Source organism: Mycobacterium hubeiense, from assembly GCF_002838065.1.
GTDB lineage: Bacteria > Actinomycetota > Actinomycetes > Mycobacteriales > Mycobacteriaceae > Mycobacterium > Mycobacterium hubeiense.
On sequence record NZ_PIZU01000025.1, the window covers coordinates 39,347 to 64,818 of the forward strand.

29 protein-coding genes are annotated in these 25,472 nt (G+C 66.9%); 11 read left to right on the top strand and 18 right to left on the bottom strand.

What is annotated here, in order from left to right:
* Window positions 1-5 precede the first annotated feature (5 nt).
* Complete coding sequence (locus CWS39_RS18660) at window positions 6-950, top strand: hypothetical protein (RefSeq protein ID WP_142386887.1); 945 nt, start codon at window positions 6-8, stop codon at window positions 948-950.
* 85 nt (window positions 951-1,035) lie between these two features.
* On the opposite strand, the gene regX is transcribed toward CWS39_RS18660, so the two are convergent.
* The 5 genes from regX to mshA all read right to left on the bottom strand — a co-directional run bounded on the left by regX (window position 1,036) and on the right by mshA (window position 5,586).
* Entirely contained in the window at window positions 1,036-1,722 is a 687-nt protein-coding gene (regX, locus tag CWS39_RS18665; RefSeq protein WP_102144415.1) for a two-component sensory transduction protein RegX, read from the bottom strand.
* Between the two features lie 8 nt (window positions 1,723-1,730).
* The gene (locus tag CWS39_RS18670) at window positions 1,731-2,903 is read right to left on the bottom strand and encodes a sensor histidine kinase (RefSeq protein WP_102144416.1); all 1,173 of its coding nucleotides are present in this window, start codon (window positions 2,901-2,903) and stop codon (window positions 1,731-1,733) included.
* A 118-nt stretch (window positions 2,904-3,021) separates the two neighbouring features.
* Complete coding sequence (locus CWS39_RS18675) at window positions 3,022-3,774, bottom strand: phosphoglyceromutase (protein WP_102144417.1); 753 nt, start codon at window positions 3,772-3,774, stop codon at window positions 3,022-3,024.
* Between the two features lie 13 nt (window positions 3,775-3,787).
* Window positions 3,788-4,285, bottom strand: coding sequence for a type III secretion system chaperone family protein (locus tag CWS39_RS18680; RefSeq protein ID WP_102144418.1), 498 nt, complete (start codon window positions 4,283-4,285; stop codon window positions 3,788-3,790).
* Window positions 4,282-5,586 (bottom strand): D-inositol-3-phosphate glycosyltransferase, encoded by a 1,305-nt coding sequence (mshA, locus tag CWS39_RS18685; protein ID WP_102144419.1) that lies wholly within the window; start codon window positions 5,584-5,586, stop codon window positions 4,282-4,284. Before mshA ends, CWS39_RS18680 begins: the two co-directional genes overlap by 4 nt.
* A gap of 80 nt (window positions 5,587-5,666) precedes the next feature.
* Here mshA and CWS39_RS18690 point away from each other — a divergent pair, with 80 nt between their 5' ends.
* Complete coding sequence (locus tag CWS39_RS18690) at window positions 5,667-5,897, top strand: ribbon-helix-helix domain-containing protein (protein ID WP_102144420.1); 231 nt, start codon at window positions 5,667-5,669, stop codon at window positions 5,895-5,897.
* The gene (locus CWS39_RS18695; protein ID WP_233213571.1) at window positions 5,894-6,337 is read left to right on the top strand and encodes a PIN domain-containing protein; all 444 of its coding nucleotides are present in this window, start codon (window positions 5,894-5,896) and stop codon (window positions 6,335-6,337) included. The genes CWS39_RS18690 and CWS39_RS18695 overlap by 4 nt, the downstream gene beginning before the upstream one ends.
* Here CWS39_RS18695 and CWS39_RS18700 read toward each other — a convergent pair.
* Entirely contained in the window at window positions 6,325-7,551 is a 1,227-nt protein-coding gene (locus CWS39_RS18700; protein WP_431306149.1) for an ROK family protein, read from the bottom strand. The genes CWS39_RS18695 and CWS39_RS18700 overlap by 13 nt on opposite strands.
* A gap of 203 nt (window positions 7,552-7,754) precedes the next feature.
* Here CWS39_RS18700 and CWS39_RS18705 point away from each other — a divergent pair, with 203 nt between their 5' ends.
* A complete protein-coding gene (locus CWS39_RS18705) occupies window positions 7,755-8,501 on the top strand; it encodes an SDR family oxidoreductase (protein ID WP_102144422.1) in 747 nt (248 codons plus the stop codon).
* Here CWS39_RS18705 and CWS39_RS18710 read toward each other — a convergent pair.
* Window positions 8,498-9,784 carry a L,D-transpeptidase gene (locus CWS39_RS18710; RefSeq protein ID WP_102144423.1) on the bottom strand — a complete coding sequence of 429 codons (1,287 nt, stop codon included), beginning with the start codon at window positions 9,782-9,784 and terminating at the stop codon, window positions 8,498-8,500. The genes CWS39_RS18705 and CWS39_RS18710 overlap by 4 nt on opposite strands.
* Window positions 9,785-9,799: 15 nt before the next feature.
* Window positions 9,800-10,852 (bottom strand): UDP-N-acetylmuramate dehydrogenase, encoded by a 1,053-nt coding sequence (locus CWS39_RS18715; protein WP_102144424.1) that lies wholly within the window; start codon window positions 10,850-10,852, stop codon window positions 9,800-9,802.
* 26 nt (window positions 10,853-10,878) lie between these two features.
* Between CWS39_RS18715 and CWS39_RS18720 the strand changes: the two genes are divergently transcribed.
* The 4 genes from CWS39_RS18720 (at window position 10,879) to CWS39_RS18735 (ending at window position 13,985) form a co-directional block, all read left to right on the top strand.
* Window positions 10,879-11,385 (top strand): DUF2505 domain-containing protein, encoded by a 507-nt coding sequence (locus CWS39_RS18720; RefSeq protein ID WP_102144425.1) that lies wholly within the window; start codon window positions 10,879-10,881, stop codon window positions 11,383-11,385.
* A 13-nt stretch (window positions 11,386-11,398) separates the two neighbouring features.
* Window positions 11,399-12,178 carry an SAM-dependent methyltransferase gene (locus tag CWS39_RS18725; protein WP_102144426.1) on the top strand — a complete coding sequence of 260 codons (780 nt, stop codon included), beginning with the start codon at window positions 11,399-11,401 and terminating at the stop codon, window positions 12,176-12,178.
* 89 nt (window positions 12,179-12,267) lie between these two features.
* Window positions 12,268-13,083: a carbon-nitrogen hydrolase family protein gene (locus CWS39_RS18730; RefSeq protein ID WP_102144427.1), complete on the top strand. Its 816-nt coding sequence runs from the start codon at window positions 12,268-12,270 to the stop codon at window positions 13,081-13,083.
* Window positions 13,080-13,985, top strand: a complete 906-nt coding sequence (locus CWS39_RS18735) for an LmeA family phospholipid-binding protein (protein WP_102144428.1) — start codon at window positions 13,080-13,082, stop codon at window positions 13,983-13,985. Before CWS39_RS18730 ends, CWS39_RS18735 begins: the two co-directional genes overlap by 4 nt.
* Before the next feature lie 72 nt (window positions 13,986-14,057).
* On the opposite strand, the gene deoC is transcribed toward CWS39_RS18735, so the two are convergent.
* The 6 genes from deoC to CWS39_RS18765 all read right to left on the bottom strand — a co-directional run bounded on the left by deoC (window position 14,058) and on the right by CWS39_RS18765 (window position 18,008).
* Entirely contained in the window at window positions 14,058-14,738 is a 681-nt protein-coding gene (gene deoC / locus CWS39_RS18740) for a deoxyribose-phosphate aldolase (protein ID WP_102144429.1), read from the bottom strand.
* Complete coding sequence (locus tag CWS39_RS18745) at window positions 14,738-15,151, bottom strand: DUF2599 domain-containing protein (RefSeq protein ID WP_102144430.1); 414 nt, start codon at window positions 15,149-15,151, stop codon at window positions 14,738-14,740. The genes deoC and CWS39_RS18745 overlap by 1 nt, the downstream gene beginning before the upstream one ends.
* Window positions 15,152-15,155: 4 nt before the next feature.
* Window positions 15,156-15,434, bottom strand: coding sequence for a DUF2516 family protein (locus CWS39_RS18750; protein ID WP_102144431.1), 279 nt, complete (start codon window positions 15,432-15,434; stop codon window positions 15,156-15,158).
* Between the two features lie 62 nt (window positions 15,435-15,496).
* Complete coding sequence (locus tag CWS39_RS18755) at window positions 15,497-16,093, bottom strand: heparin-binding hemagglutinin (protein ID WP_102144432.1); 597 nt, start codon at window positions 16,091-16,093, stop codon at window positions 15,497-15,499.
* Between the two features lie 47 nt (window positions 16,094-16,140).
* Window positions 16,141-16,566, bottom strand: a complete 426-nt coding sequence (locus tag CWS39_RS18760; RefSeq protein ID WP_102144433.1) for a helix-turn-helix domain-containing protein — start codon at window positions 16,564-16,566, stop codon at window positions 16,141-16,143.
* A gap of 104 nt (window positions 16,567-16,670) precedes the next feature.
* Entirely contained in the window at window positions 16,671-18,008 is a 1,338-nt protein-coding gene (locus CWS39_RS18765; protein ID WP_102144434.1) for a DUF445 domain-containing protein, read from the bottom strand.
* A gap of 105 nt (window positions 18,009-18,113) precedes the next feature.
* On the opposite strand from CWS39_RS18765, the gene CWS39_RS18770 reads away from it, so the two are divergent.
* Window positions 18,114-18,815: a TetR/AcrR family transcriptional regulator gene (locus CWS39_RS18770; RefSeq protein WP_102144435.1), complete on the top strand. Its 702-nt coding sequence runs from the start codon at window positions 18,114-18,116 to the stop codon at window positions 18,813-18,815.
* Window positions 18,812-19,657, top strand: a complete 846-nt coding sequence (locus CWS39_RS18775) for a polyphosphate kinase 2 family protein (protein WP_102144436.1) — start codon at window positions 18,812-18,814, stop codon at window positions 19,655-19,657. The genes CWS39_RS18770 and CWS39_RS18775 overlap by 4 nt, the downstream gene beginning before the upstream one ends.
* A 4-nt stretch (window positions 19,658-19,661) precedes the next feature.
* On the opposite strand, the gene CWS39_RS18780 is transcribed toward CWS39_RS18775, so the two are convergent.
* From CWS39_RS18780 to CWS39_RS18800, 4 genes are all read right to left on the bottom strand, one after another.
* Entirely contained in the window at window positions 19,662-20,534 is an 873-nt protein-coding gene (locus CWS39_RS18780; RefSeq protein ID WP_102144437.1) for a cyclopropane mycolic acid synthase family methyltransferase, read from the bottom strand.
* Window positions 20,535-20,647: 113 nt separating this feature from the next.
* On the bottom strand, window positions 20,648-21,508 hold the full coding sequence (locus CWS39_RS18785; protein WP_102144438.1) for a 3-hydroxybutyryl-CoA dehydrogenase: 861 nt from the start codon (window positions 21,506-21,508) through the stop codon (window positions 20,648-20,650).
* A gap of 73 nt (window positions 21,509-21,581) precedes the next feature.
* Complete coding sequence (aceA, locus tag CWS39_RS18790) at window positions 21,582-22,868, bottom strand: isocitrate lyase (protein WP_102144439.1); 1,287 nt, start codon at window positions 22,866-22,868, stop codon at window positions 21,582-21,584.
* A 267-nt stretch (window positions 22,869-23,135) separates the two neighbouring features.
* Entirely contained in the window at window positions 23,136-23,957 is an 822-nt protein-coding gene (locus CWS39_RS18800) for an acyl-[acyl-carrier-protein] thioesterase (RefSeq protein WP_102144441.1), read from the bottom strand.
* A 99-nt stretch (window positions 23,958-24,056) separates the two neighbouring features.
* Here CWS39_RS18800 and ramB point away from each other — a divergent pair, with 99 nt between their 5' ends.
* Window positions 24,057-25,472: an acetate metabolism transcriptional regulator RamB gene (gene ramB / locus CWS39_RS18805; protein ID WP_102144442.1), complete on the top strand. Its 1,416-nt coding sequence runs from the start codon at window positions 24,057-24,059 to the stop codon at window positions 25,470-25,472.

A 25,472-nucleotide genomic window follows, 5' to 3' on the forward strand; every position in this document is an offset into this window, starting at 1 on the left:
TGTGCATGGCTGACTTGTTGACTCGCGCGCAAATCGCGCTACTCGCCGACCTTCTGCAGACAGATGCCGCATCACTTGCCAGCCTCGAGCATCTCGGCGCCGACGGTGTGTATGCCCTGCGCACCAGCATGTCCGATGCGCTGTTCGACTCGATGGCAGCGGGCTTCGCGCGAGTGAGCAAGCTGGCTCCGCTCATCCCGAACGCCGTTGTCGTTGCCGTCGTGCAGAAAGCGCTGCCGCCCGAGGTCGCCGGCCGCGCCGGTGGCGCCCTGGGACTTGCCCACGAGGACAGGGCCGTTGGTGTGTTGTCGGGGTTGAAGCCGACATATCTCGCCGACGCGGCGCCGTTTGTCGACCCACGGGTGATCCCGCATTTCGCGCCGAAGCTGCCGGCGCACTTGCTGATTCCCGCCGCCAAGGAGTTGCTGCGCCGACGCGATTATCTGACCGCGTCGCGCTTCATCGAGTTCGCCACCGAGGAACTCGTCATCGACTTTGAGAAGGCCATTGATGACGACGAAGGGATCGTCCGCACCGGCGCATTGGTTTCCCGCACCGACGTTCTCAACGACATCCTTCGTATCGTGGGCCCTGCCCGCCTCACACGCATGGCCGCAGGTGCCACAGCCGGCACTCCCGAATTCGTCGTGGCGATGCTGTCGGTCCTGACGCGAATCGATGCTGACCTCGCCGCCCCCGCGGTCGAGGAGTTGCTCGGTTCCGACGGCGAGGCCGCATCGCGCGTGCTTGGCATCGCGGCCCGCGACGACGCCCTGGGCGAACTGCTCGACCTGACAGCGCTTCTCGACGACGACGGAATAGATCGCCTTGCGGATGCGGCGATCCTTCGCGACGCGTCATTCGCGGGAGTCATCCGCGATGCGGCCGACACGCCGGATCGTCGGAAATCGTGGAAACGCGTCCAACGCGCAATCAGCGCCGTGGCGTAGCACCTACTCCCCTGCGCGAGCAGACGCGAAACTGCACTATTTCACGCCGAAATGGGCAGTTTTGCGTCTGCTGGCCGGAAAGAAGTTACCCCTCGAGCTTGTAGCCCAGTCCGCGCACCGTCACCAGGTGCACCGGGTTGGCCGGGTCCGCTTCGATCTTGGACCGCAGCCGCTTCACGTGCACGTCAAGCGTTTTGGTGTCCCCGACGTAGTCCGCGCCCCACACCCGGTCAATGAGCTGACCGCGGGTGAGCACCCGGCCGCTGTTGCGCATCAAATACTCGAGCAGGTCAAACTCCTTGAGCGGCAACGTGATCGGCTCCCCGTTCACAGACACGACGTGCCGCTCGACGTCCATCCGCACCGGGCCCGCCTCCAGCACACCGTCGCCGATGCCGTTGTCGTCGTTGTCGGCGCCGCGCCGCAGCACGGCCCGGATGCGGGCGATCAGCTCACGCGCCGAGTACGGCTTGGTGACGTAGTCGTCGGCACCGAGCTCCAGCCCGACGACCTTGTCGATCTCACTGTCCCGTGCCGTCACCATGATGACCGGAACGCTTGAGCGAGAACGCAATTGCTTGCACACGTCGGTGCCGCTCATGCCGGGCAGCATCAGGTCGAGCAGCACGATGTCGGCGCCGGACCTCTCGAATTCGGCCAGGGCCGACGGCCCATCGCCTACCACGGTGGCCTCGAAGCCCTCTTTGCGCAGCAAGAAGGCCAAGGGATCGGCCAGCGACTCTTCGTCCTCCACGATCAGCACACTGGTCATGGGTGTAGTTAGTCCTCTCGTTCGTCCGACTCGGTGTCGGGGTATGCCGGAATCGACAGGGTGAACGTCGATCCCGTTCCCGGCTGACTCCACAGCCGGATGGATCCGTTGTGATTGGCGGCCACGTGCTTGACGATCGCCAGACCGAGCCCGGTGCCGCCAGTGGCACGCGAGCGGGCCTTGTCGACGCGGAAGAACCGCTCGAACACCCGCTCCTGATCTTCGCGGGCGATACCGATACCACGGTCGGTGACCGAGATCTCGATGTTGTCACCGCGCCGGCGTCGGCTGATCGACACCGGAGATCCGTTGGGCGAGTATGCAATTGCGTTGGACACCAGGTTTGCAATCGCCGTCACCAACAGCGACTGGTCGCCCAGCACGCGGTAGCCCGTCGGCGCGTCGGTGGTGATCGCGATGTCCGCGTTATCGGCGGCCACCTTGTACCGCGACAGCGCCTCGGCGACCACGGTGTCGACGTCGACGGCTTCCAGGTCGGGCAACCGCTCGGCGCCCTGCAGCCGCGACAGCTCGATCAGCTCGCCGACCATATTCGCCAGCCGGTTCGATTCGGTGACCATCTTCTCGGCGAACCGGCGCACGGTGTCGGGATCCTCGGCCGATGCCAGCAGCGCTTCGGACAGCACGCCCATCGCACCCACCGGGGTCTTGAGCTCGTGGCTGACATTGGCGACGAAGTCGCGGCGCGTCGCCTCCATCCGGGCATGCTCGGACTGGTCGTCGGCGTAGACGACCGCGAAGCGGCGGTCGTCCTCGGTCAGCAGCCGGGAGTGGCCGCGGATCGACAATCCGGAGCGGCCGGGGTTGGCGCGTTTGCGCGGCGCCAGGTCGACCTCGACGTCCTCTCCGGTGGCCAGGGTGCGCTCGGCGGCGAGCCACGCGCGGTCGTCGAGCAGCCGGTCGCTGACCAGCCCGAGCTCGCGGGCCCGCTCGTTGGAATAGACGACGTCGCGGAAGCTATCGACCACGACGATGCCGACCGTGGCCGCGGAGACGATGTGTTCCAGCATTTGCGAGATGGTGATGCCGGCCTGCTCGGCGGCCCGGCGCTCCCTGCGCTCCCTGATGCGCGGTATCAGGCCTACCCCCACCCCGACGCCGACCGCCAGGGCGAGTAGGGCCACGGCTGCCGTCAAAAGCAGCGCCGATACCACACTCACGGGCAAATCGTACGTTTCGGGTGAACGTCATCCCAGCAGCGTGCGGCGAAAACTGGATAAGTCACACACTGAAGCGCAGGTATTCGATTGCCGTTAACCCGCAGTTTGCCGAACAGGGCTACTTCGCGGCCCCTTGCGCCGCCACCGCGGCCGCGCCGGCGGCAGCCGCTTCAGGGTCCAGATACTCCCCGCCGGGCCGGATCGGCTTCAAATCGGCATCCAGGTCGTAGCGCAGCGGGATGCCGGTCGGGATGTTCAACCCGACGACGTCTTCGTCGGACATGCCGTCGAGGTATTTCACCAGCGCCCGCAGCGAGTTGCCGTGCGCGGCGATCAGCACGGTCTTGCCCAGCCGCACGTCGGGCACGATCACGTCGGTGAAGTACGGCAGGAATCGGTCCACCACGTCGGCCAGGCATTCGGTCAGCGGGCCGCCGCCGATGTTGGCGTAGCGCGGGTCGGCGTCCTGGCTGAACTTGCTGCCCCGCTCGATGGGCGGTGGTGGGGTGTCGTAGCTGCGCCGCCAGGCCATGAACTGTTCTTCGCCGTATGTGGCCTTGGTCTCGGCCTTGTCCAGGCCCTGCAGCGCGCCGTAGTGGCGTTCGTTGAGCCGCCAGCTGCGGTGCACCGGGATCCAGTGCCGGTCCGCGACGTCCAGCGTCAGGTTTGCGGTGTTGATGGCGCGCCGCAGCAGCGACGTGTAGACCACGTCGGGCAGCAGCTTGTGTTCGACGAGCAATTCCCCGCTGCGGATCGCCTCGGCCCTGCCCTTGTCGGTCAGGTCGACGTCGACCCAGCCGGTGAACAGGTTCAGCGCATTCCATTCGCTCTCGCCGTGGCGGAGAAGCACGAGCGTTCCCACGTCAGCCATGGCAGGCATCTTCTCACGAGCTCGATTCGTCGATCAGGTGCTGGAACGCCCGCAGGTTGGCCAGCGACTCGCCGCGCGACACCCGCCACTCCCATTCCTTCTGGATGGATGACCGAAAACCCAACTCCAGCAACGTATTGAAGTCCGAGTCGACGGCTTCTAGCACCTGGCCGAGCACCCGGTCGATCTCCTCGGCCGTGACGGCATTCAACGGCATCCGGCCAACCAGATAGATGTCGCCGATGTTGTCCAGCGTGTAGGCCACGCCGTAGAGCCGACGGTTGCGCTTGAGCAGGAACTGGTACACGGCCTGGTGGTTCTCATCGGGTTTGCGGCAGACGAACGCCTCGACCCGCACCGAATGCTCACCGATCGTCAGGATGGTGTTGGTTTTCAGCCGCTTCTCACCGGGCAGCTCGACGACGACCACCGGCAACCCGCCGTGTGCCTGCGTCGAGTAGGTCAGCTCCTGGCTCTGCAGGGTCTCCTCGATGACCTGCTGAATGCTCACGCCCGTACACCCCGTCGTATCGAGAACCGGCGCCCGTTGCGGCGTGCGGTGACGTCCCGACGGTCGTGGCGGGCGCGGTAGTCGCTGATCGCCCGCCCGTAGCTGGCCAGCAGCGCATCGACGGTGTGCGCCCAGGAGAAGGTGGCGGCATGTTCGACGGCCGCCCGGCTGAAGGTCTCGGGGCCGCGTCGCAGCAGGGCATCGATGGCTTGGGCCCAGTCATCGACGTCGTGGCCGTCGACCAAGGTCCCGCTGACGCCGTCGCGCACCGCGACCGGCAGCCCGCCGACCGCAGCGGCCACCACCGGGGTGCCGCAGGCTTGCGCCTCGACGGCGACCAGCCCGAAGGACTCGGAGTAGCTGGGCACCGCGACCAGATCGGCGGCCCGGTAGACGTTGACGAGCTGTTCGCGCGACTGCGGCGGCAGGAAAGTCACCCGGTCGGCGATACCCAGTTCGTCGGCGAGCCGAACCAGCCCGTCGGGCGCCGCAAGCCCGCTGCCCGACGGACCGCCGGCGATGACGACGTGGACATCGGGCAGCTTCGCCGCGGCGCGCAACAGCACATCGGGCGCCTTGAGCGGCTGGATGCGCCCGACGAACGCCACCGTCGGCGTGGCGGCCGGAAGTCCCAACGCGGCCCGGGCGGCAGCCTTGTCGCCGGGGGTGAACACGTCCAGGTCGACGCCCGGGTGCACGACGTCGATGCGCGTCGGGTCGGCGTGATGCAGTGAAATCAGTTGCTGCGCTTCGTGTTCGGTGTTGACGATCAACCGATCGGCCTCGTCGACCACCTGCTGCTCACCGACTGCGCGCAGCGGGGGTTCGGGAGAATCACCGTCGGCCAGCGCGGCGTTCTTCACCGCGGCCAGGGTGTGCGCGGTGTGCACCAGCGGCACCGCCCAGCGGTCGCGGGCCAGCCAGCCGACCTGTCCGGACAGCCAGTAGTGCGAATGCACGATGTCGTAGTAGCCGGGCTCGTGGGTGGCCTCGGCACGCAGCACACCCGCGGTGAACGCGCACAGCTGGGTGGGCAGGTCGTACTTGTCGAGGCCCTCGAACGGCCCGGCCACCACGTTGCGCACCAGCACGCCGGGCGCCACCTTTACCGTCGGCGGATCCGCCGATGAAGTGGCGCGGGTGAAGATCTCGACCTCGACGCCGCGGCGCGCCATCTGCAGCGCGCTCTGCAGCACGTAGACGTTCATGCCGCCGGCGTCGCCGGTCCCGGGCTGGGCGAGTGGCGAGGTATGCACCGATAGCACCGCAACGCGGCGGGGCAGGTCCGTCGCTAGGCGCACACACTCATGTCTACACCGTTGCAGCCCGGGCATTCGTTCTGCACCGTGCCAGCCGATACCCTACGTAGTACCCTACGTTCATGAAGGCTAAAACGAGCGTGTACCTCGAACCTGAGCAGGCTTCCCGTCTCAAGGAGGCCGCGGAGCAGTCTGGACGATCGGAAGCCGATCTCATCCGAGAGGGGATCGACCTCGTGCTGCTGCGCACGCACACCGTCCGCCGAAGGCGCCCATGGCCATCGTTCGACTCCGGCGATCCGAGTTTCGCCGCCGACAGTGAGGAGCGGCTTCGCGAAGCCTACGGACAGTGAGCATCCTCATCGGCGACACCTCGGCGCTCATCGCCGCATACGATCGTGCCGCCGAATTGCACGATCGGGCACGAGATTTCCTCGCCACATCGGTAGCCGTCATATCACCGCTTGTGCTCGATGAGATCGATCATCTGTTGATAGCGCGCTTCGGTAAAGACCGTCGCATCGCCGATCTCGTCCTCGACGACCTTCTCGCCTCGGCCGAGGAAGGCGCGGTAATCGTCCCGGCGGTTGACCTTGACGACCTCCGAGTAGCCCAGAAGATCATCGAACAGTACCGGGGACTCCGGCTAGACCTCGCCGACGCGGTCAACGTGGTACTCGCTGAGCGCTATCTCACCAACGACATCCTGACGTTGGACGAGAAGGATTTTCGCGCCATCAGACCACTCACGTCCGATCACGGCTCGTTTCGGCTTCTGCTTCAGGATGAATAGCGCCCTGTGATTTCGGCGTAGTTGCGACGGGCGCGCCGCATCGCCCCGATCGGGTCGGCGTACAGCCCGCCGAGTGACACCACCCCGGCGCCCGCCTCCTGCACGCGGTTGCCGAACGTCGTGACGCGAATCTCCCGCGGCGGCAGTACCGATCGGGCGGCGAATGCCGCAGTCACGTCCTCCATGCCCTCCGGGTATTCGGTGAACGCCTGCCCACCGACCACCAGATCGTCGGGGTTGAGCATATCGCGCAGCAACGCCACCGCCTCCCCGAGCACCCGCGCCCGTTCCGCCAGCAACGCGCGGGCCTGCCCATTGCCCCGCCGGGCCGCCGTCAGCACCGCCGCCAGCGTCGACGTCGGCCCTTCGGCCGGCACGAGACGCTGTCTGCGGGCCGCCGTCAGCACCGCCTCGTCGCTGACCGTCGACTCCAATTGCCCTGTGCCGCCAAGCAATTCGGAGTGCGCGGGTAGCGCGGCGATGGTGCCCGGCCCACTTGCCGGCGAGTGCACCCGACCGCCGATCGACAGCGCGTAGCCGACGGTTTCGCGGGCGTAGACGTACAGGCTGGTGGTCGACGGTCCAGCCGGCCGGCGCGCGCTGAGCAGCAGTTCGGCCCCGGCCATCGCGTCGACGTGCGACGCCACCGACACCGGCAGCCCCAGCGTCTCGGCCAGCACGGGCCCCACCGGCGCGTCCGACCACCCCAGCCGCGGGTGGTCGAGATGCCCCGTGGCGCTGTCGACCACACCGCCCGCGGCGACCCCGACCCACAGCGGGCGCCGGCGGTGCCAGCGGCTCAGGTATCGCCTCGCACTGTCGGCCAGCGACGCCAGAGCAGCGGCCTGGCCCGCGCGCGGGGTCGGCGTCTCCACGACGTCGAGCGTGCGGCCGAACAGATCGGTGGCCACGATGCTGGTGGTCCGCGCGCCGATGTGCAGACCCAGCGTCAGGAACGGTTCGTGGTTGACCTCGACGGGCACCCGGGGTCGCCCGATCGCACCGGAGACGGCCAGGTCGGCGCGCTCACGCAGGATCCCGGCGTCCAGCAGCGCGGTCACCTGCCGGTTCACCGTCGCGATGGACAGCTGGGTGACCTTGGCGATGACGTCGCGGGCGATCGGACCGCGCATCCGGGCGGCACCGAAGACGGAGGCGGCCGCGGCGTCGGCCACTCGCAATGACGGCGCGACGATGTGGTGGCGGGAGAGCAACGCCCGCTTGGTGTGCGATGGGAGGAGGGTGGCAGTCACGGGATGTCCTTCGTTGAAGTCGTCGGCGGGGACTGGCCACACCTGGCGACTCAACGGTTGACTGCGAAAGTTATCCGGGGTCGGTCAGGCGCGGCGGATCGCGCAGCGACAACAACAGCTCCGGAACACACGGCGAACTTAGCACGCCAATTAAAGTTGAGCAGATGACGACACCGCCAGCCGACAAGCCGGTCGCCGTGGTCACCGGCGCCAGTGCGGGCATCGGTGAGGCAACGGCGAGAACCCTTGCCGCCCAGGGATTTCACGTGGTTTGCGTGGCCCGGCGGGTAGACCGGATCACGGCGCTTGCCGACGAGATCGGCGGCACCGCAATTGTGGCGGACGTCACGTCGGACGAGTCCGTGGCGGCGCTCACCGCCGGACTGGACCGGGTCGACGTGCTGGTCAACAACGCCGGCGGGGCCCGCGGTCTGGAGCCGGTGGCCGACGCCGACCTCGAGCACTGGCGCTGGATGTGGGAGGCCAACGTGCTGGGCACGCTGCGGGTGACCCGCGCGCTGCTGCCCAAGCTGATCGACTCCGGAGACGGACTCATCGTCACGGTCACCTCGATCGCGGCGTTCGAGACGTACGACGGCGGGGCCGGCTACACCTCGGCCAAACACGCCCAGGGCGCGCTGCATCGCACGCTGCGCGGCGAGCTGTTGGGAAAGCCGGTGCGGCTCACCGAGATTGCGCCGGGCATGGTGAAGACGGACTTCTCGCTGCGCCGCTTCGACGGCGACGAGGAGCGCGCCGCCAAGGTGTACGAGGGCGTCACCCCGCTGGTCGCCGAGGACGTCGCCGAGGTAATCGGATTCGTCGCGTCCCGCCCGTCGCACGTCAATCTCGACTTCATCGTGATCCGCCCGCGCGACCAGGCCAGCGCGTCGCGCTTCAACCGCCGCTAGCCGCCGGGCCGGCCGTTGACCGGCTGCGGCGCGCCCGACGGCGTGGCCGGCGCCGTGCTGGGAATCTCCGACGGCCCGGGTTGCGCCGATAACGCTGACATTGCTACCCATTCGTCCCACGGCACCACCCAGTCCCAGATGTCGCCGTCGGCGTAGGACAGCTCGATGCGCGTGCCGGTGACCTCGACCGGGTCGCCGTAGATGGCGCTGTGGAAGTACTGCTCGGCATTCTCGAGCGACAGGTTGATGCAGCCGTTGGTGACGTTGGTATTGCCTTGCGCGCCAAGGCTTGCCGGGTTGGCGTGGATGAACTCGCCGTTGTTGGAGATCCGCACCGACCACCGCTCGCCCAGATTCGCGTAGCCCGCGGCCGGGTTGGTCATGTAGAAGTCTTCGTACTTCTCGGTGACGACGTGGATGCCGCTGCGGGTGACGTTGCGGTCCAGATCGCCCTCCCCGTAGCTGCACGGGAAGTCCATGATGACGGCGCCCCCGGCGTCGAGCACCTGCAGCCGGTGCGACGGCGCATGCGCCTTGACCACCTGACGACGACCGATCTCGAACTGCAGCGTGGAGTCGGCCGCGCCGTACGCGCCGTCGCCGAACGCCACCCCGTACAGGCGGGCGTCGACGTTGACCTTGGTGCCGGCCGGGAAGTACTCGCGGCTGCGCCAGTGCATCCTCGATCCGCCGACCTCGTCGGGCAGCCACGCCCAGCTGCCCTCGACGGGCGGTTCGGTGGTGACCTTGACGGCCTTTTCGACGGCCGCCTTGTCGCTGATCGACGCGTCGAATTGCAGGATGATCGGCGCCGCCACCCCGACCACCTGGCCGTCTGCGAGCTGGAACTGCCCATTGACCTGAACAGCAGGATTGATGGTGGTGAACGCGCCCTCGACGGGCATGGCCTTGCCGTCGCGGCCGACCACCGAACCGGTCCAGGTGTATTCGGTGCCGTAGCCCAGCGGCTCGGTCGTGGTGAACGCGGTGCGGTCGCGGTTGAGCACGCCCGCGACGGGCTTGCCCTCGGGGTTGGTCAGCGCCACCCGCTGGAACCAGCCGCCGCTGACCTGAACGCCGACCGGCACGGTCGGCAGCACATCGGTTTGGTCGTTGTCGGGCGTGAACGTCAGCGACGGGGCCTGCGGCGCCGCCTCCCCGTCGGGTTGTTTGCTGGACTTACTAAGGCACGCGGCCAGCGTGCTCGGAGCCACCACGCCGACCGCCAATGCGGTCAGAGCCCGCCGCCGGTTGACAGGCGGCAAAGGGCGGGCTGGGCTCACGCCTATCCAAGATACCTACAAGGAGCACCCGATCAGCGACGGCTCGGGTGTGAGTTCGATCCCGAAAATGGTTCTCACACCGTCGCGAACCGTTCTGGCCAGCGAAATCACGTCGGCTGTGGTGGCCCCGCCCCTGTTGGTCAGCGCCAAGGCATGCTTTGTCGACAATCGCACCGGCGCCCCGTCGCCCGGATATCCCTTTCCGAAGCCGGCCCGTTCCACCAGCCACGCCGCGGCGAGCTTCACCCCGTCGCCGGCCGGGTAGTTCGGCACGGGCCCGTCGATACTGGCGCTTAGCCGGGCAAATTCGGCGGCCGATACGACCGGGTTGGTGAAGAAGGAGCCGACGCTCCACGTGTCGTGATCGGCTTCGTCGAGCACCATGCCCTTGCTGACCCGCAACGCCAGCACCTCCTCACGCACGCGCGTCGGGTCGCTGCGCGATCCGGGTTCGGCGTCCAGGGCCCTGGCCAGTTCGCCGTAGCGCAGCGGAGCGCTGAGGCCGTCGCGGTCCAACTCGAATTCGACCTCGAGCACGATGGCCGCAGCCGAGTGTTTGAGAATGCTTGTGCGGTAACCGAAGTGAAGCGCTTCCGGGGCCACCCAGCGGTCCTCGCCGGTGCGCCGGTCGAACAGCCGTACCCGCCGGATGGTGTCGGCGACCTCCGCGCCATACGCCCCGACGTTCTGCACCGGTGTCGCGCCGGCCGAGCCGGGGATCCCCGACAGGCACTCCAGCCCGCCGAGCCCGTGCGCCAAGGACGTGACCACGACGTCGTCCCACAAGGCGCCCGCTTCGGCGCGCACAACGTTGCCGTCGACGGTGATCTCGGTGTTGGCCACATACACGACGGTCAATCCGACGAGGTCGTCGGCGAGCACCACGTTGGATCCGCCGGCCAGCACGAGCACGTTGTCACCGTCGACCGCGCGCAGCACGTCGACCACTTTCTCGGTGGTGTCACACGTGATCAGCCGCCGCGCCACCGGTCCGACGCGCAGCGTGGTCAACGGCGCCAGCGGCACATCCTCGGCCACGGCCGCGCCTGAAATATCCGAACTGACCACGGGCGGTAACGGTAGCCTGGCCAGCTATGCCGCGCTCATTCGACATGGCCGCCGAATACGAGGGCAGCGTCGAACAGGTCCACCGGGCGTTCAGCGACGAACAGTATTGGCTCGCACGGTTGGAGGACTCCGGCGCCGACGATTACACGCTGGACGCCATGGAGGTCGGACCCGACGGCCACATCGACGTCGCCACCACCCAGATCCTGCGCGCCGACCGACTGCCCGGCTGGGTGCACCAGTTCTACCGCGGCGAAGTGCGGCTGCTGCGCACCGAGAAGTGGAGCCCGGTCGAGGACGGCAAGGCGCACGCCGAGGTCACCGGCAGCGTGCCCGGTGCGCCGGCGTCGCTGTCGGGCAAAGCCGTGTTGCGGCCGACGGAGACGGGCTCGCGGCTGGAGTTCAACGTCACCGTCGAGGTCGGGATCCCGCTCGTCGGCGGCAAAATCGAAAACTTCATCGGCGGCCTGCTGGCCGACCTGCTGATCGCCGAACAGCGTTTCACCACGGTGTGGTTGACGGAAAATGCCTGATGCGGCGGTACACATGCCAAACACCACCAAGCCGGTCGGGCTGCCGACCCGTGGCACCACCGGACACAATCGGTTGCGCCGCAGCGACCGGTGGCTGGTGCACTCGCCGCGGGTGCGCACCGGGCTGCTGTCCGCCACCGATCCGCTGGTGATCGACCTCGGCTACGGCGCGCTGCCGGTCACCACCCTGGAACTGGCGGCGCGTCTGCGGGTGGTCCGGGCCGACATCCGCGTCGTCGGCCTGGAAATCCACCCGGAGCGGGTGGTGCCGAGCGTCGATGGCGTCGAATTCGCTTTGGGCGGTTTCGAATTGGCAGGTTTGCGGCCCGTGCTGGTGCGCGCCTTCAACGTGCTGCGCCAGTATCCGGTCGAGGCGGTGCCCGAGGCGTGGGCGGCGATGCAGCAGCGGCTCGCGCCCGGCGGCCTGATCGTCGACGGCACCTGCGACGAGCTGGGCCGCCGCTGCTGCTGGGTGCTGCTGGACGCCGCAGGCCCGGTCAGCTTCACCCTGGCCTGCGATCCGTTCACCGTCGAGCGCCCGTCGGATGTGGCCGAGCGGCTGCCCAAGGTGCTGATCCACCACAACGTGCCCGGCCAGCCGGTGCACGCACTGCTGAGCGCCGCGGACCGGGCGTGGGCCAGTGTCGCCGGGCACGGCGTATTCGGGCCGCGGGTGCGCTGGCGCGCGATGCTCGACCTGCTGCGCGATCAGGGTTTTCCGGTAGAACCGCCGCGGCGGCGGATGCGCGACGGCGTGCTGTCGGTGCCGTGGGCGGCGGTGGCTCCCGTCTAAGTCGCACGTTGACTTTACGGCTATGGCGCGAAAGTGCGCGAGAGGACTGCGCCCCTTCATGACATCAACCGGCAACTAGGCTGGCGGGCATGCGGATCGCCCTCGCGCAGATCAGCGCCGGCACCGAACCGCCGGCCAATCTCGCGCTCGTCGAGGACTACACGAACCGTGCCGCCGACGCCGACGCGCAATTGGTGCTATTCCCCGAGGCGACACAATGCCGGTTCGGCGTACCGCTCGGCCCGGTCGCCGAGCCGCTGGACGGGTCATGGGCGTCGGGTGTGCGCGCGATCGCCGAGCGCGCCGGCATCGTCGTCGTCGTCGGCATGTTCACCCCGGCCGACGACGGCCGCGTCGCCAACACGCTCGTCGCGGCGGGACGGGGAGTAGACGCTCACTACCACAAGATCCATCTCTACGATGCCTTCGGCTTCACCGAATCACGCACTGTCGCACCGGGTTTCGAACCCGTGATGATCACCGTCGACGGCGTGGGCGTCGGGCTGACCACCTGCTACGACATCCGCTTCCCGGAGCTCTACGTCGAACTCGCGCAGCGCGGCGCCCTGCTCACCACCGTGCACGCGTCCTGGGGCTCCGGCCCGGGCAAGCTCGAACAGTGGACGCTGTTGGCCCGGGCGCGGGCGCTCGATACGACGGGCTTCGTCGCCGCGGTGGATCAGGCCTATCCCGGCGACGAGATCGCCGCGACGGGCCCGACCGGGGTGGGCGGCAGCCTGGTCGTCTCGCCGACGGGCGAGGTGCTGGCCTCCGCGGGCGCCGACCCGGAATTGCTCGTCGTCGACATCGACCTGGACAAGGCGCGGCACGCCCGCGACACCATCGCGGTGTTGCGCAACCGCTCAGCGTTCGCTCATGCGAGTAAGGCAGAATCGCGGGCGTGACCGATCCCTGGGCTCGCCCGGCGAATCAAGCGCCGCCCGTCCCACCACAGCCACAGTTCCCGCAAGGGCCCGGGAGCCGCCCGGCCGGCGACATCCAGCAACCGCCGGGCTACGCTCCGCCGCCGTCCGCCGAACCACCTAAGGACACCTCGCTGTTGGCGAAGATCAAAGACTTCTTCCGTGATCCGCTGTCGATCGTGCTGGCTGTCGTCATCGTCATGGCGCTGGTCGCCGCCGGAGTGCTGGCCGGCGAGCTGTATGCCCGCAACCGGGCCGACACCGTGGTGGCCCGCGTCGTCGAATGCGTGGTCCAGGACCAGGCCAAGGCGTCGTTCGACCCGCTGCCGCCGTTTTTGATGCAGCACGTGTCGGGCCACTACACCAACATCAACATCGAGACGGCCGGCAACCAGATCCGCGACGCCCAGGGCATGAAGGTCGCCATCGATATCAAGGATGTGCGGCTGGAGGACACGCCGACGTCCAGCGGGTCGGTCGGCTCACTCAACGCGATGATCACCTGGTCGGCCGAGGGCATCAAACAGACCGTGCAGGAGGCCATCCCGTTGTTCGGCAGCTTCCTCACCGGTGTGTCGACGAACCCGTCGGCCGGCACGATCGAGTTGGAGGGCGCGCTGGGCAGCATCACCGCCAAGCCGGAGGTCGCCGAGAACGGCATCGCGCTGGAGGTGACGGAGCTCAGCGGGTTGGGCTTCTCGCTGCCCCGCGAGACGGTGCAGCCCGCGCTGGACGCGTTCACTTCGCAGCTGACCAAGAACTACCCGATGGGTATCCACGCCGACAGCGTGCAGGTCACCGATACCGGTGTGGTCAGCCACTTCTCCACGCAGAACGCGTCGATCCCGAAGAGCACCGACGATCCCTGCTTCGCCGGGCTCTGATCGCGAGATTGCAGGCAGGCAGCGAAAATACGAGTGGCGGCCTGCCTGTGCGCAATCTCGCGACGGGCTGAGTTAGCCCAGCCCGTCGAGCACGGCGCGGGTGCCGGATAGCCCCAGCCGCGTCGCCCCCGCCTCGAGCATCGCGACGGCGTCGGCGGCGGTGCGGATGCCGCCGCTGGCCTTGACCTCGAGCCGAGGACGCACGGTGGCGGCCATCAACTCGACGGCCCGCACCGAAGCTCCACCGGCGGAGTGAAAGCCCGTCGAGGTCTTGACGAAGTCGGCGCCCGCCCCCTCCGCGGCCCGGCACACGTCGATCACCCGCTGCTCGCCCGAAAGATTCAGCAGCGCAGCCGATTCCACGATCACCTTGAGGACCACCTGGTCGGGTATGGCATCGGAGACCGTCTGGATGTCGGAACCCACCTCGTCGAGAAAGCCCGACAGCGCCAGGCCGACGTCGATGACCATGTCGATCTCATCTGCCCCGGCCTCGACCGCGAGCCGCGCCTCCTCGGCCTTGATCGCCGAAAGATGTTTGCCTGACGGGAATCCCACCACCGACGCGATCTTCAGGTCATCGGATCCGAACGACTTCGCGACGTGCACCATCGTCGGCGATACGCATACCGCGTACACGTCGAGTTCGGCGGCCTCCTCCACCAGCGTGACGACGTCGGATTCGGTGGCCTCCGGTTTGAGCAGCGTGTGGTCGACGCGCGCGGCGACGGCAGCGCGGGTGTAGGGCGCCATCAGAACGGTTCTTCGGTGCCGCCCGGGTTGCAGCCCGCCGCCACCATCTCCTCGAACGGAACTTCGGGCCGCCACGGCTCGAGATTCCAGCTGGTCTTGCCGGGCTCGCCGAACTCGGCGAACCGCCAGTGGCAGACGAACTGCTCCCGCATGCCCGGGATGTCTGCATCGGGCGAGAGTGTGAGCACCTCGGTCCAGGCGGCCTCGGCCTGCGCATCGGTACCGAGCTGACGGGCGGCGAGGCGGGCCGACTGCGTCGGGTACACCCGCAGGCTGGACAGATCGCCCCACTTGGCCCATTCGACGTGCTCGACGTACGGCGGGGCGGGCACCGGGTTGGCGGACGCGACGGGCGCTGAGATAGGCAGTGCGAGCACAGCAACCAGCGCCGCGCCCAACGGGAGTAGGCGCATCGAGCTAGCGCGACTTCCCTTGGATTTCCAGGATCTTGGGCCGGACGTCGACGAGGTAGACACCGGCGGCGCACGCCGCGATCACGGGTCCCAGCGCGGGGCCCAGCACCAAGGCCAGCAGCACGCCGACGCCGAGGATCACCAGCCACACCGGCTTGGTCAGCTTGTCGGCGGCGGTGTAGGCGTCGGGGCGTTGCATCGCCGCATGGACGAACGCATAGACCGTCGTCACCAGCACAGCGATCTGCAAAACGAAAAGGACGGTACCCACAAGGTGGCTCACAATTAGTAAGCCTATGCGGGTACCGCCCTAGACGTCGACTGGGTTAGCTCCCCAGTCCCGGGTTACTTCTGGGTGACCTTCTTGGCCGGCGCCTTCTTGGCCGGAGCCTTCTTGGCGGCGGCCTTCTTGGCCGGGGCCTTCTTCGCCGGCGCGGCCTTCTCGGCCTTCTTCGGCAGCTCCACGCCCACCAGCTTGGCGGCGCGCTCGCCGACCGCGCGGGTCCGCTCGGACACGCTGCCCAGCGCCTCCTGCGTCAGCTCGACGGCCTGGTCCGAGTAGCGCTCGACGCGCTCGCGGCCCTCTTCCAGCGCGGGGGCGGTGCGCAGCCGCTCGAGGGCGGCCTCACCGCGCTCGACGAGCTTGCTGTAGGTGGTCTGGGCGGCCTCGGCGTAGCCCTCGGCAGCCTTGCGCAGCTCCTCGGTCGACAGCTTCTCGCGCAGCTCGCCGAACTGGGCGGGCAGCTCTTCCTGCAGCTTGGTCAGGCGAGCGCGACGCTCCTCAAGGCGCTCGGTGGCGTCGGTGCGGGCCTCTTCGGCACGCTCGCGCAGGGTCGCCACGATCTCGTTGACGGTGGCCAGCGCCAGGTCAGCGGCGCCGACCGCGGCGAGCAGCGGGGCCTTCAGGTCGTCAATGTCGAGGTTCTGATTCTTCTCGGGCATCTCTTTCGGTTCCTTTCCAGGGTTTTCCAGGGTCGGTTGACGGACTCTTACTTCGGTTGCTCCGGCGCCGTCAGCTCCTCGGGCTCCTCATCGGCGGGGATGCCTTCGGCTTCGTTCTGCTGGCAGAACGACGTGTAGATGTCGAGCAACACCTGCTTCTGCCGCTCGGTGATCGCCGTGTCGGTGACGATGGCGTCGCGGACCTTGCTGCCCTCGCTGGGCTCGAGAATCCCGGCCCGCACGTAGAGCACTTCCGCGGACACCCGCAACGCCTTGGCGATCTGGTTGAGCACGTCGGCAGACGGTTTCCGCAATCCCCGCTCGATCTGGCTGAGGTAGGGATTACTGACGCCGGCCTTCTCGGCCAGCTGTCGCACGGATACCTGAGCCGCCTCGCGCTGTGCTCGGATGAAGCTGCCGATGTCCTGCGCAGCGTTGGACACCACGGCGGCAAGATCTTGGTCCTGCGGCATGGGTAGCCCCCTCGGTGCGTCGGTTATCCGTTGGAATAACTCCAGTGCGACGAGACCAACCGTACGACGGGGTGCTAACTTTTGCAAGCACTAGTTAGCGCAGGTCAGAAGAGTAGCTGAGCTATCGAATAGATGATCAGCCCGGCGAGGGCACCGACGACCGTGCCGTTGATCCGGATGAATTGCAGGTCACGGCCGACGTGCAATTCGATGCGTCGGCTGGCCTCGTCGGCATCCCAGCGTTCGATGGTGTCGGTGATGATCGTTGTGATCTCCGCCCCATACTCCGACACCAGGTGCTGGGCCGCCCGGATGATCCAGTTGTCCACCTTGTCGCGCAGCTCGACGTCGTCGCGCAGCGACTCGCCGATGTGCATCACCGAGTCCGCGATGCGGGTGCGCAGCGCCGACGACGGGTCATCGACCGATTCAAGAATGATGCGCTTGGCGGCCGACCACGCCGTCTCGGCGGCGCGGGCCACCTCGTCGCGGGCCATGATCTGCTCTTTGACGTTCTCGGCGCGCTGGATCGTGGCGTCGTCGTGCTGCAGATCGTCGGCGAATTCGAACAGGAACCGGGTGGCCGAACGCCGCAGTTCGTGGTCGGGGTTGCGGCGCACCTTGTCGGTGAAGTCCATCAGCTCGCGGTGGATCCGGTCGCCGACGAGATGGTCCACCCAGCGCGGCGACCAGGTCGGCGAATCGCGTTCCACGACGCGCTCGATGACGGGGCCGGCGTTCAGCGACCATTGAAATGCCCGGTCGGCCAGCAGCTGAAGCAGCGCCTCCTGACGCCGCTCGGCCAGCAGGGTGGCCAGCACCCGTCCCACCGGCGGGCCCCACTGCGGTTCGGCGATCCGCTTGACGATCATCCGGTCCAGCACGTGCTGGACGTCCTCGTCGCGCAGCATTTCCACGCCCACCCGCAACACGTTGGAGGCCTCGCTGGCCACCCGTTCGGCGTGTGTGCGCTCGGAGAGCCACTTGCCCAGCCGACCGGCGACCTCCGCGTCGCGCAGCTTGGCCTCCACCACCTGCGGCGACATGAAGTTCTCCCGCACGAAGGTGCCCAGGCCCTCGCCGAGCTGGTCTTTCTTGCGCTTGATGATCGCGGTGTGCGGGATCGGGATGCCCAGCGGATGCTTGAACAACGCCGTGACCGCAAACCAGTCGGCCAGCGCACCGACCATGCCCGCCTCCGCGGCGGCCCGCACGTAGCCCACCCAGCCGGGCGCGCCGTGGGATTGCGCCCACGTGCACAGCAGGAAGATCACGGTGGCGCCCACCAGGAAGCTCAGTGCGACGACCTTCATGCGGCGCAGCCCGCGACGGCGTTCGGCATCGGCTTCGGAGTCCGCGCCGGCCAGCGCTTCGGCAAAGCTCGGCTTCGGCGCCGGGGGCTCTGCTAGCCGGCCTCCGCCGGGCTTCGGTCTGTGTGCCACCCCTACATCATCCGCTATGGAGCGAACATGGGGTCGAGCCCACAAGGCTCACGCCGGTAATCAGCCGTACTATCAAGAGGGACTAGGGAACGGACTACGGCGATAGTGGCACAGCAGACCCCCCCGGTGGCGGTGAAGACCGATGGGCGTAAACGACGCTGGCACCAACACAAGGTGGACCGGCGCAATGAGCTGGTAGACGGCACGCTGGAAGCCATCCGGCGGCGCGGCAGCAACGTCAGCATGGACGAGATCGCGGCCGAAATCGGCGTCTCCAAGACCGTCCTGTACCGCTATTTCGTCGACAAGAACGACCTCACCACCGCGGTGATGATGCGGTTCGCGCAGACCACGCTGATCCCCAACATGGCCGCCGCGCTGTCGTCCAACCTGGACGGGTACGACCTGACCCGCGAGATCATCCGGGTGTACGTGGAGACGGTGGCCAACGAGCCCGAGCCGTACCGCTTCGTGATGGCCAACAACTCGGCCAGCAAGAACAAGGTGATCGCCGATTCGGAACAGATCATCGCCCGCATGCTCGCGGTGATGCTGCGCCGGCGCATGCAGGAGGCCGGGATGGACACCCACGGCGTCGAGCCGTGGGCGTACCTGATCGTTGGCGGTGTGCAGTTGGCCACCCACTCGTGGATGTCGCATCCGCGGATGAGCGCTGAAGAGCTGATCGACTACCTGACAATGCTGTCGTGGAGCGCGCTGTGCGGCATCGTCGAGGTGGGCGGATCACTGGAGAAGTTCAACTCGCAGCCGCATCCGTCGCCGATCGTGCCCCCGCAGCTGATATGAGCTGGACGCACGCGCCGCACGATCATCTGGTGTACCGCCAGGGCGACAAGGTCGCCGACTTCGACACCGACGCCACACCGGGTTTCAAGGGCTCCAAGAGCGACGCGGCGCAGCTGCAGGCCGAACGCAGCGCCCACCTCGCCGAGCTGCAGGAGATGCTCTACGCCAATTACAAGGCGTTGGACGATTCGCGCTCGGTGCTGCTGGTGCTGCAGGGCATGGACGCCGCGGGCAAGGGCGGCATCGTCAAACACGTTGTGGGATCGGTGAATCCGATCGGTGTGCGCTATACGGCATTCGGTAAGCCGACCGAGGAGGAGTTGTCGCACCACTTCCTGTGGCGAATCCGGCGGGCGCTGCCGCCTGCCGGGCACATCGGGGTGTTCGACCGCTCACACTACGAGGACGTGTTGATCGTGCGCGTGCACAATCTGGTGCCGCCCGAGGTGTGGGGCGGGCGTTACGACGAAATCAACGCGTTCGAACGCGAACTCGTCGACGGCGGCATGACGCTGATCAAGGTGGCGATGTTCATCTCGCTCGACGAGCAGAAGAAGCAGCTGGCCGAGCGGCTGGAAGATCCGACGAAGTATTGGAAGTACAACCCCGGCGACATCGACGAGCGCATGCTGTGGCCGAAGTACCAGGAGGCCTACCAGGCGATGCTCGAGCGCACGTCGACCGACTACGCGCCGTGGCATGTGGTGCCGTGCAACAAGCGCTGGTACAGCCGGTTGGCGGTGACCGAACTGCTCATCGAAGCACTGGAGGGGCTGAGGTTGTCCTGGCCGCCAGCGGATTTCGATATCGAGGCGGAGAAGAAGCGGCTCGCGGCTACGTGAGTCGCTACTTGAGCAGGGTGAACTGGCCGACGTTGGTGATGCCGCGGCGGAAGAAGTCGGCGCAGCCGGTGAGGTACTTCATGTAGCGCTCGTAGACCTCGTCGGAGGTGATGGCGATCGCCTGCTCCTTGTTGGCCTCGAGATTACGCGCCCACATGTCGAGGGTGCGCGCGTAATGCGGCTGCAGCAGATGGATGCGCTCCAAGATGAACCCGGAGCCGGCCGCGAGCTCCTCGATGTCCTCGACGGCCGGCAACTGACCGCCGGGGAAGATCTCCTCGCCGATGAACTTCATGAACTTCAGGTCGCTGATCGTCAGCTTGATGCCGTTGTCGCGGAAGAACTTCTGCGTGTGGGCGAGGATCGTGTGCAGCAGCATGCGGCCGTCGTCGGGCAACAGGCTGTAGGCCCGTTCGAAGAACGCTGGATAGCGTTCGGCTTTGAAGGCCTCGAACGCGCCGATCGAGACGATGCGATCGACGGGCTCGTCGAACTCCTCCCAGCCCTGCAGCCGCACCTCCACCGAACGCGATGTCGGCACCTTCGCGAGCCGTTCCCGGCTGTACTCACATTGATTGCGGCTCAACGTGATTCCGATGACGTTGACGTCGTACTTCTGCAGCGCGACCTCGAGGGCGCCGCCCCAGCCGCAGCCGACGTCGAGCAGCGTCATCCCCGGTTTGAGGTCGAGCTTGTTCAGCGCGAGTTCAAATTTCGCCGTCTGCGCCTCTTCGAGGGTCATATCCTCGCGCTCGAAGTACGCGCAGGTGTATCCCATTGTGCGATCGAGGAACAGTGCGAAGAACTCGTCGGATATGTCGTAAATCGCCTGCGATTCCTCGTAGAAAGGCTTCAACTCGGACTCGACGTTGGACATACGACTGCTACCCCTTGCGCTCTGTTCTGAACGGTGGCCGGGCAGCGTCGAATTGCCGTCCCCCGACCGGAGGCTAGACTAGCTAAACTTCGCGGTAGTTGCTAATTCAAGGACTAGTACGTGTAGAAGCCCTGGCCAGACTTCTTGCCGAGCTGGCCCGCTTCCACCATGCGCAACAGCAGCGGAGGCGGCGCATAGTGCGGATCCTTGAGCTCCTCGAACATCGAGTCGGCGATCAGCTTCATGGTGTCCAGGCCAATGAGGTCGGACAGCCGCAGCGGCCCCATCGGATGCGACAACCCGGCCACCACCGCCTTGTCGATGTCTTCGACGGAGGCGACACCTGCTTCGGCCATCCGAATCGCCGACAACAGGTACGGCACCAGCAGCGCGTTGACGATGAAACCCGAACGGTCAGAGCACCGTACGACCTGCTTGCCCAGCACATCGCTTGCGAACTTCTCCGTGCGGGTTAGCGCGGCGTCGGAGGTGACGAGCGTGTTGACGAGTTCGACGAGCGGCAGTACCGGCACCGGGTTGAAGAAGTGCAGCCCCAGCACCCGGCTCGGATTCTTTGTTGCCGCAGCGATTTTCATGATCGGGATGCTCGACGTGTTCGACGCGAGCACCGCGTCGGGATCGGCGATGATCTCGTCGAGCTCGGCGAAGATCTTGGCTTTGACGGCCTCGTCCTCGACCACCGCTTCGATGACGAGCTGACGATCCGCGAGGTCGGCCATGCTCGTCGTGAATGTCAACCGCGCCAGCGTCGCGTCGCGGTCGGCTTCGGACAGCTTGCCTTTACTCGCCGCGCGGTCCAACGACCCGGTGACGCGTTTGCGGCCCGCTTCGGCCAGCTCCTCGGTGGGCTCGTACACCACAACGTCGGCGCCGGCCTTCGCCGACACCTCAGCGATGCCGGACCCCATCTGCCCCGCGCCGACGACGCCTACTCGCTTGATCTCTTCACTCATAACGTCGAATTCTGCACCAGGGCTGTGAATCGCGAAGAATCGCAGCCCTGGTGCAGAAATCGGTGCAGTCGGCTCAGTGGAACTGACCCTCTTCGGTCGAGCCCGCCAGCGCCGTCGTCGAGCTGTTCGGGTCGACGGTGGTGGCGATGCGGTCGAAGTAGCCGGCGCCCACCTCGCGCTGGTGCTTGGTCGCGGTGTAACCCCGCTCCTCGGCGGCGAACTCGCGCTCCTGCAGCTCGACGTACGCGGTCATCTGGTTGCGGGCATAGCCGTAAGCCAGATCGAACATCGAGTAGTTCAGCGCGTGGAAGCCGGCCAGCGTGATGAACTGGAACTTGAATCCCATTGCGCCGAGCTCCTTTTGGAACCGCGCGATGGTCGCGTCGTCGAGGTGCTTCTTCCAGTTGAACGACGGCGAGCAGTTGTAGGCCAGCATCTGGTCCGGGAACTCGCTCTTGACGCCCTCGGCGAACTTCTTCGCCAGCTCCAGGTCCGGCGTGCCGGTCTCCATCCAGATCAGGTCGGAGTACGGCGCGTAGGCCTTGGCGCGGGCGATGCACGGCTCCAGGCCGTTTTTGACCCGGTAGAAGCCTTCCTTGGTGCGCTCACCGGTGATGAACGGGCGGTCGCGCTCGTCGACATCGGAGGTGATCAGCGTGGCCGCCTCGGCGTCGGTGCGGGCGATGACGACCGTCGGCACGTCGGCGACGTCGGCCGCCAGGCGAGCCGAAGTCAGCGTGCGGATGTGCTGCTGGGTCGGGATGAGCACCTTGCCACCGAGGTGACCGCACTTCTTCTCCGACGCCAGCTGGTCCTCCCAGTGCGAACCGGCGACACCCGCGGCGATCATGGCCTTCTGCAGCTCGTAGACGTTGAGCGCGCCACCGAAGCCGGCCTCGCCGTCGGCGACGATCGGCACCAGCCAGTTCTCCACCGACGTGTCGCCCTCGACCTTGGCGATCTCGTCGGCGCGCAGCAGCGCGTTGTTGATGCGACGCACCACCTGCGGCACCGAGTTGGCCGGGTACAGGCTCTGGTCGGGGTAGGTGTGCCCGGACAGGTTCGCGTCACCGGCGACCTGCCAACCCGACAGATAGATGGCCTTCAGGCCGGCACGCACCTGCTGGACGGCCATGTTACCGGTCAGCGCGCCGAGCGCGTTGACGAACTCCATGTCGTGCAGCTGCTCCCAGAGCACCTCGGCGCCGCGGCGGGCCAGCGTGTGCTCCTCCACCACGGTGCCCTGCAGGGCCACCACGTCCTCGGCGGTGTAGTCGCGCTTGATGCCCTTCCACCGCGGGTTGGTGTCCCAGTCGTGCTTGATCTGTTCGGGTGACTTCGGCGTGCCGACGGTCGACATTCGACTGCTCCTTCGGATTCTGACGATCGCTGAGGTGTCGCAGGCTTCCCGGCTTGCTAACACCTGAACAACTTCGCTGTTGTGCTAATCCGAGGATGCACTACGCCATAACCGCAGGTCCACCCGTTTCAGTTGCCAACTTTCGCCAAGGGTTGGCGTTAACTTGCAAAGTTTGCGAAGACTACTTCGGGCTGAACCGGTTCAGAAGTTACCCACCAGTACAGAATTTTCGCAGGTCAGTACGCCCGTACTGTTAAACCGCGCGGCTCAGTGCGCGAAGATGCACGCGACGGCTTTGGTCTCCTCGCCGACCGCATATGTGAGCGTTGTAACAGTGCGATCCGTGAGCTCCGCACCGAACCGATCGGTCGATCCGGGCGGATGGACGTGCGAGATGATCTCCAACTTGTCCCCGAGCGCGACGGGCGCGTCGTGCTCGATGGTCACCCGCAGCGGCGCGTGCAGCAGTTCGGGCTTGTTGTACAGGTAGTCCTCGACCACGCTCCAGTAGACGGAGTTGTTCATGTGGTCGAACAGGTCGATGTCGGTGGCGCGGACCGGGAACTCGCGGATCTGCGAAGCGTCCTCGCGGCTGCCCGGCTTGAGGTAGGCCTTCCACCGCAGCCGGTCGACGGTCGTGGTGCGCTGCAGACCCGCAATGAAGTCGTCGGAGATGCGCGCCGGCCCCTGGGTCTCCCGGTTGATGTTGATCCAGAACGCCTCGGATTCCATCAGCCCGCCCTTGCGGCCATCTATGCGTACCCGCATCTCACACCAGCGGTTCGAGGTCCCCGAACACCAGCGGCGCAGCCGCAGCATGTCCTGGAACTCGATCGGTTTGATCAGGTCGATCATGGTGCGCCGGACGATCCACAGCGGGTGGGTCTCCTCGAAGCCGAGCTCGCGCAGGTGGTCCGAGCCGACGTCCTGGATGTGGCGGCACGCGGCGTCGAAACGCAGCCGGCCCTCGCGGTCGATATCGGCGACGCGCAGTGGCCACTGCCGGTCGAAGACGTCGGGATGCGGGTCGGGCACGGGCATCAATGTCTTGGCGAGGCCGCTCGCGCCCGCCGCCGTATTGCTCGTCATTCCCTGCCCTCCCGTGCTTTCGCCGATCCGATAGTGCCATAACCGTCGACTTGCCAAGAATGCGAAGCAGAGATTTGCAGGGTTGTTTACGGTGGTGACGTGGCAAAAACCTTCGTCGGCTCGCGGGTGCGCCAGCTGCGCAGCGAACGCGGCTACAGCCAGGCGGCGCTGGCGCAGATGCTCGATATCTCGCCGAGCTACCTGAACCAGATCGAGCACGATGTGCGCCCGCTGACGGTCGCGGTGCTGCTGCGGATCACCGAGGTCTTCGGCGTCGACGCCACGTTCTTCGCCTCGCAGGACGACACCCGGCTGGTGGCCGAACTGCGCGAGGTGACGCTGGACCGCGATCTGGACATCGACGTCGACCTCGCCGAGATCGCCGATATGGTCGCCGCCCATCCGACGCTGGCGCGCGCGATGGTCAACCTGCACCGGCGCTACCGCATCACCACCACCCAGTTGGCCGCGGCCACCGAGGACCGCTTCTCCGACGGCAGCGGCACCGCGTCGATCAGCATGCCGCACGAGGAGGTGCGCGATTACTTCTATCAGCGCCAGAACTATCTGCACGAGCTCGACACCGCCGCCGAGGACCTCACCATCCGGATGCGCATGCACCGCGCTGATCTGGCCCGCGAGCTGTCCGACCGGCTGATCATGGTGCACGGTGTGCGCATTGTGCGCCGAATTGACTTGGGCGATACCGTGTTACACCGCTACGACCCGGAAACGAAGACGCTGGAGATGAGCAGTCACCTCTCGTCGGGCCAGCAGGTGTTCAAGATGGCCGCCGAGCTGGCCTATCTGGAGTTCGGAGACCTGATCGACAAGCTGGTCGAGGAGGGCCACTTCACCAGCGAGGAGTCGACGACGCTGGCCCGGCTGGGGCTGGCCAACTACTTCGCGGCCGCGACGGTACTGCCCTACCGCCAGTTCCACGAGGTCGCGGAGAACTTCCGCTACGACATCGAACGACTGTCGGCGTTCTACTCGATCAGCTACGAGACGATCTGCCATCGGCTCTCCACGCTGCAGCGGCCCGGCCTTCGCGGGGTGCCGTTCTCGTTCATCCGGGTCGACCGCGCGGGCAACATGTCAAAACGGCAGTCCGCCACCGGCTTTCACTTCTCGTCCAGCGGCGGTACCTGCCCGCTGTGGAACGTCTACGAGACGTTCGCCAATCCGGGCAAGATCCTGGTGCAGATCGCGCAGATGCCCGACGGACGCAACTACATGTGGGTGGCGCGCACCGTCGAACGCCGCGCATCGCGATATGGTCAGCCGGGTAAGACGTTCGCGATCGGCCTGGGCTGCGAACTTCGGCACGCGCATCGGCTGGTCTATTCGGAGGGATTGGACTTGTCCGGTGACAACGCGACACCCATCGGCGCCGGCTGCCGAGTCTGCGAGCGCGACAACTGCCCGCAGCGGGCCTTCCCCGCGCTGGGCCGGGCGCTCGACCTCAACGAGCACCGCAGCACCGTGTCGCCCTACCTGGTGAAGCAGCCATGA

Bases quoted from the DNA above. Each gene is read 5' to 3' on its own strand.
- CWS39_RS18660 (WP_142386887.1), top strand. From the start codon at position 6: ATGGCTGACTTGTTGACTCGCGCGCAAATCGCGCTACTCGCCGACCTT.
- regX (WP_102144415.1), bottom strand. From the start codon at position 1,722: ATGACCAGTGTGCTGATCGTGGAGGACGAAGAGTCGCTGGCCGATCCC.
- CWS39_RS18675 (WP_102144417.1), bottom strand. From the start codon at position 3,774: ATGGCTGACGTGGGAACGCTCGTGCTTCTCCGCCACGGCGAGAGCGAA.
- CWS39_RS18690 (WP_102144420.1), top strand. From the start codon at position 5,667: ATGAAGGCTAAAACGAGCGTGTACCTCGAACCTGAGCAGGCTTCCCGT.
- CWS39_RS18705 (WP_102144422.1), top strand. From the start codon at position 7,755: ATGACGACACCGCCAGCCGACAAGCCGGTCGCCGTGGTCACCGGCGCC.
- CWS39_RS18720 (WP_102144425.1), top strand. From the start codon at position 10,879: ATGCCGCGCTCATTCGACATGGCCGCCGAATACGAGGGCAGCGTCGAA.
- CWS39_RS18725 (WP_102144426.1), top strand. From the start codon at position 11,399: ATGCCAAACACCACCAAGCCGGTCGGGCTGCCGACCCGTGGCACCACC.
- CWS39_RS18730 (WP_102144427.1), top strand. From the start codon at position 12,268: ATGCGGATCGCCCTCGCGCAGATCAGCGCCGGCACCGAACCGCCGGCC.
- deoC (WP_102144429.1), bottom strand. From the start codon at position 14,738: ATGGCGCCCTACACCCGCGCTGCCGTCGCCGCGCGCGTCGACCACACG.
- CWS39_RS18745 (WP_102144430.1), bottom strand. From the start codon at position 15,151: ATGCGCCTACTCCCGTTGGGCGCGGCGCTGGTTGCTGTGCTCGCACTG.
- CWS39_RS18755 (WP_102144432.1), bottom strand. From the start codon at position 16,093: ATGCCCGAGAAGAATCAGAACCTCGACATTGACGACCTGAAGGCCCCG.
- CWS39_RS18760 (WP_102144433.1), bottom strand. From the start codon at position 16,566: ATGCCGCAGGACCAAGATCTTGCCGCCGTGGTGTCCAACGCTGCGCAG.
- CWS39_RS18775 (WP_102144436.1), top strand. From the start codon at position 18,812: ATGAGCTGGACGCACGCGCCGCACGATCATCTGGTGTACCGCCAGGGC.
- CWS39_RS18780 (WP_102144437.1), bottom strand. From the start codon at position 20,534: ATGTCCAACGTCGAGTCCGAGTTGAAGCCTTTCTACGAGGAATCGCAG.
- CWS39_RS18785 (WP_102144438.1), bottom strand. From the start codon at position 21,508: ATGAGTGAAGAGATCAAGCGAGTAGGCGTCGTCGGCGCGGGGCAGATG.
- aceA (WP_102144439.1), bottom strand. From the start codon at position 22,868: ATGTCGACCGTCGGCACGCCGAAGTCACCCGAACAGATCAAGCACGAC.
- CWS39_RS18800 (WP_102144441.1), bottom strand. From the start codon at position 23,957: ATGACGAGCAATACGGCGGCGGGCGCGAGCGGCCTCGCCAAGACATTG.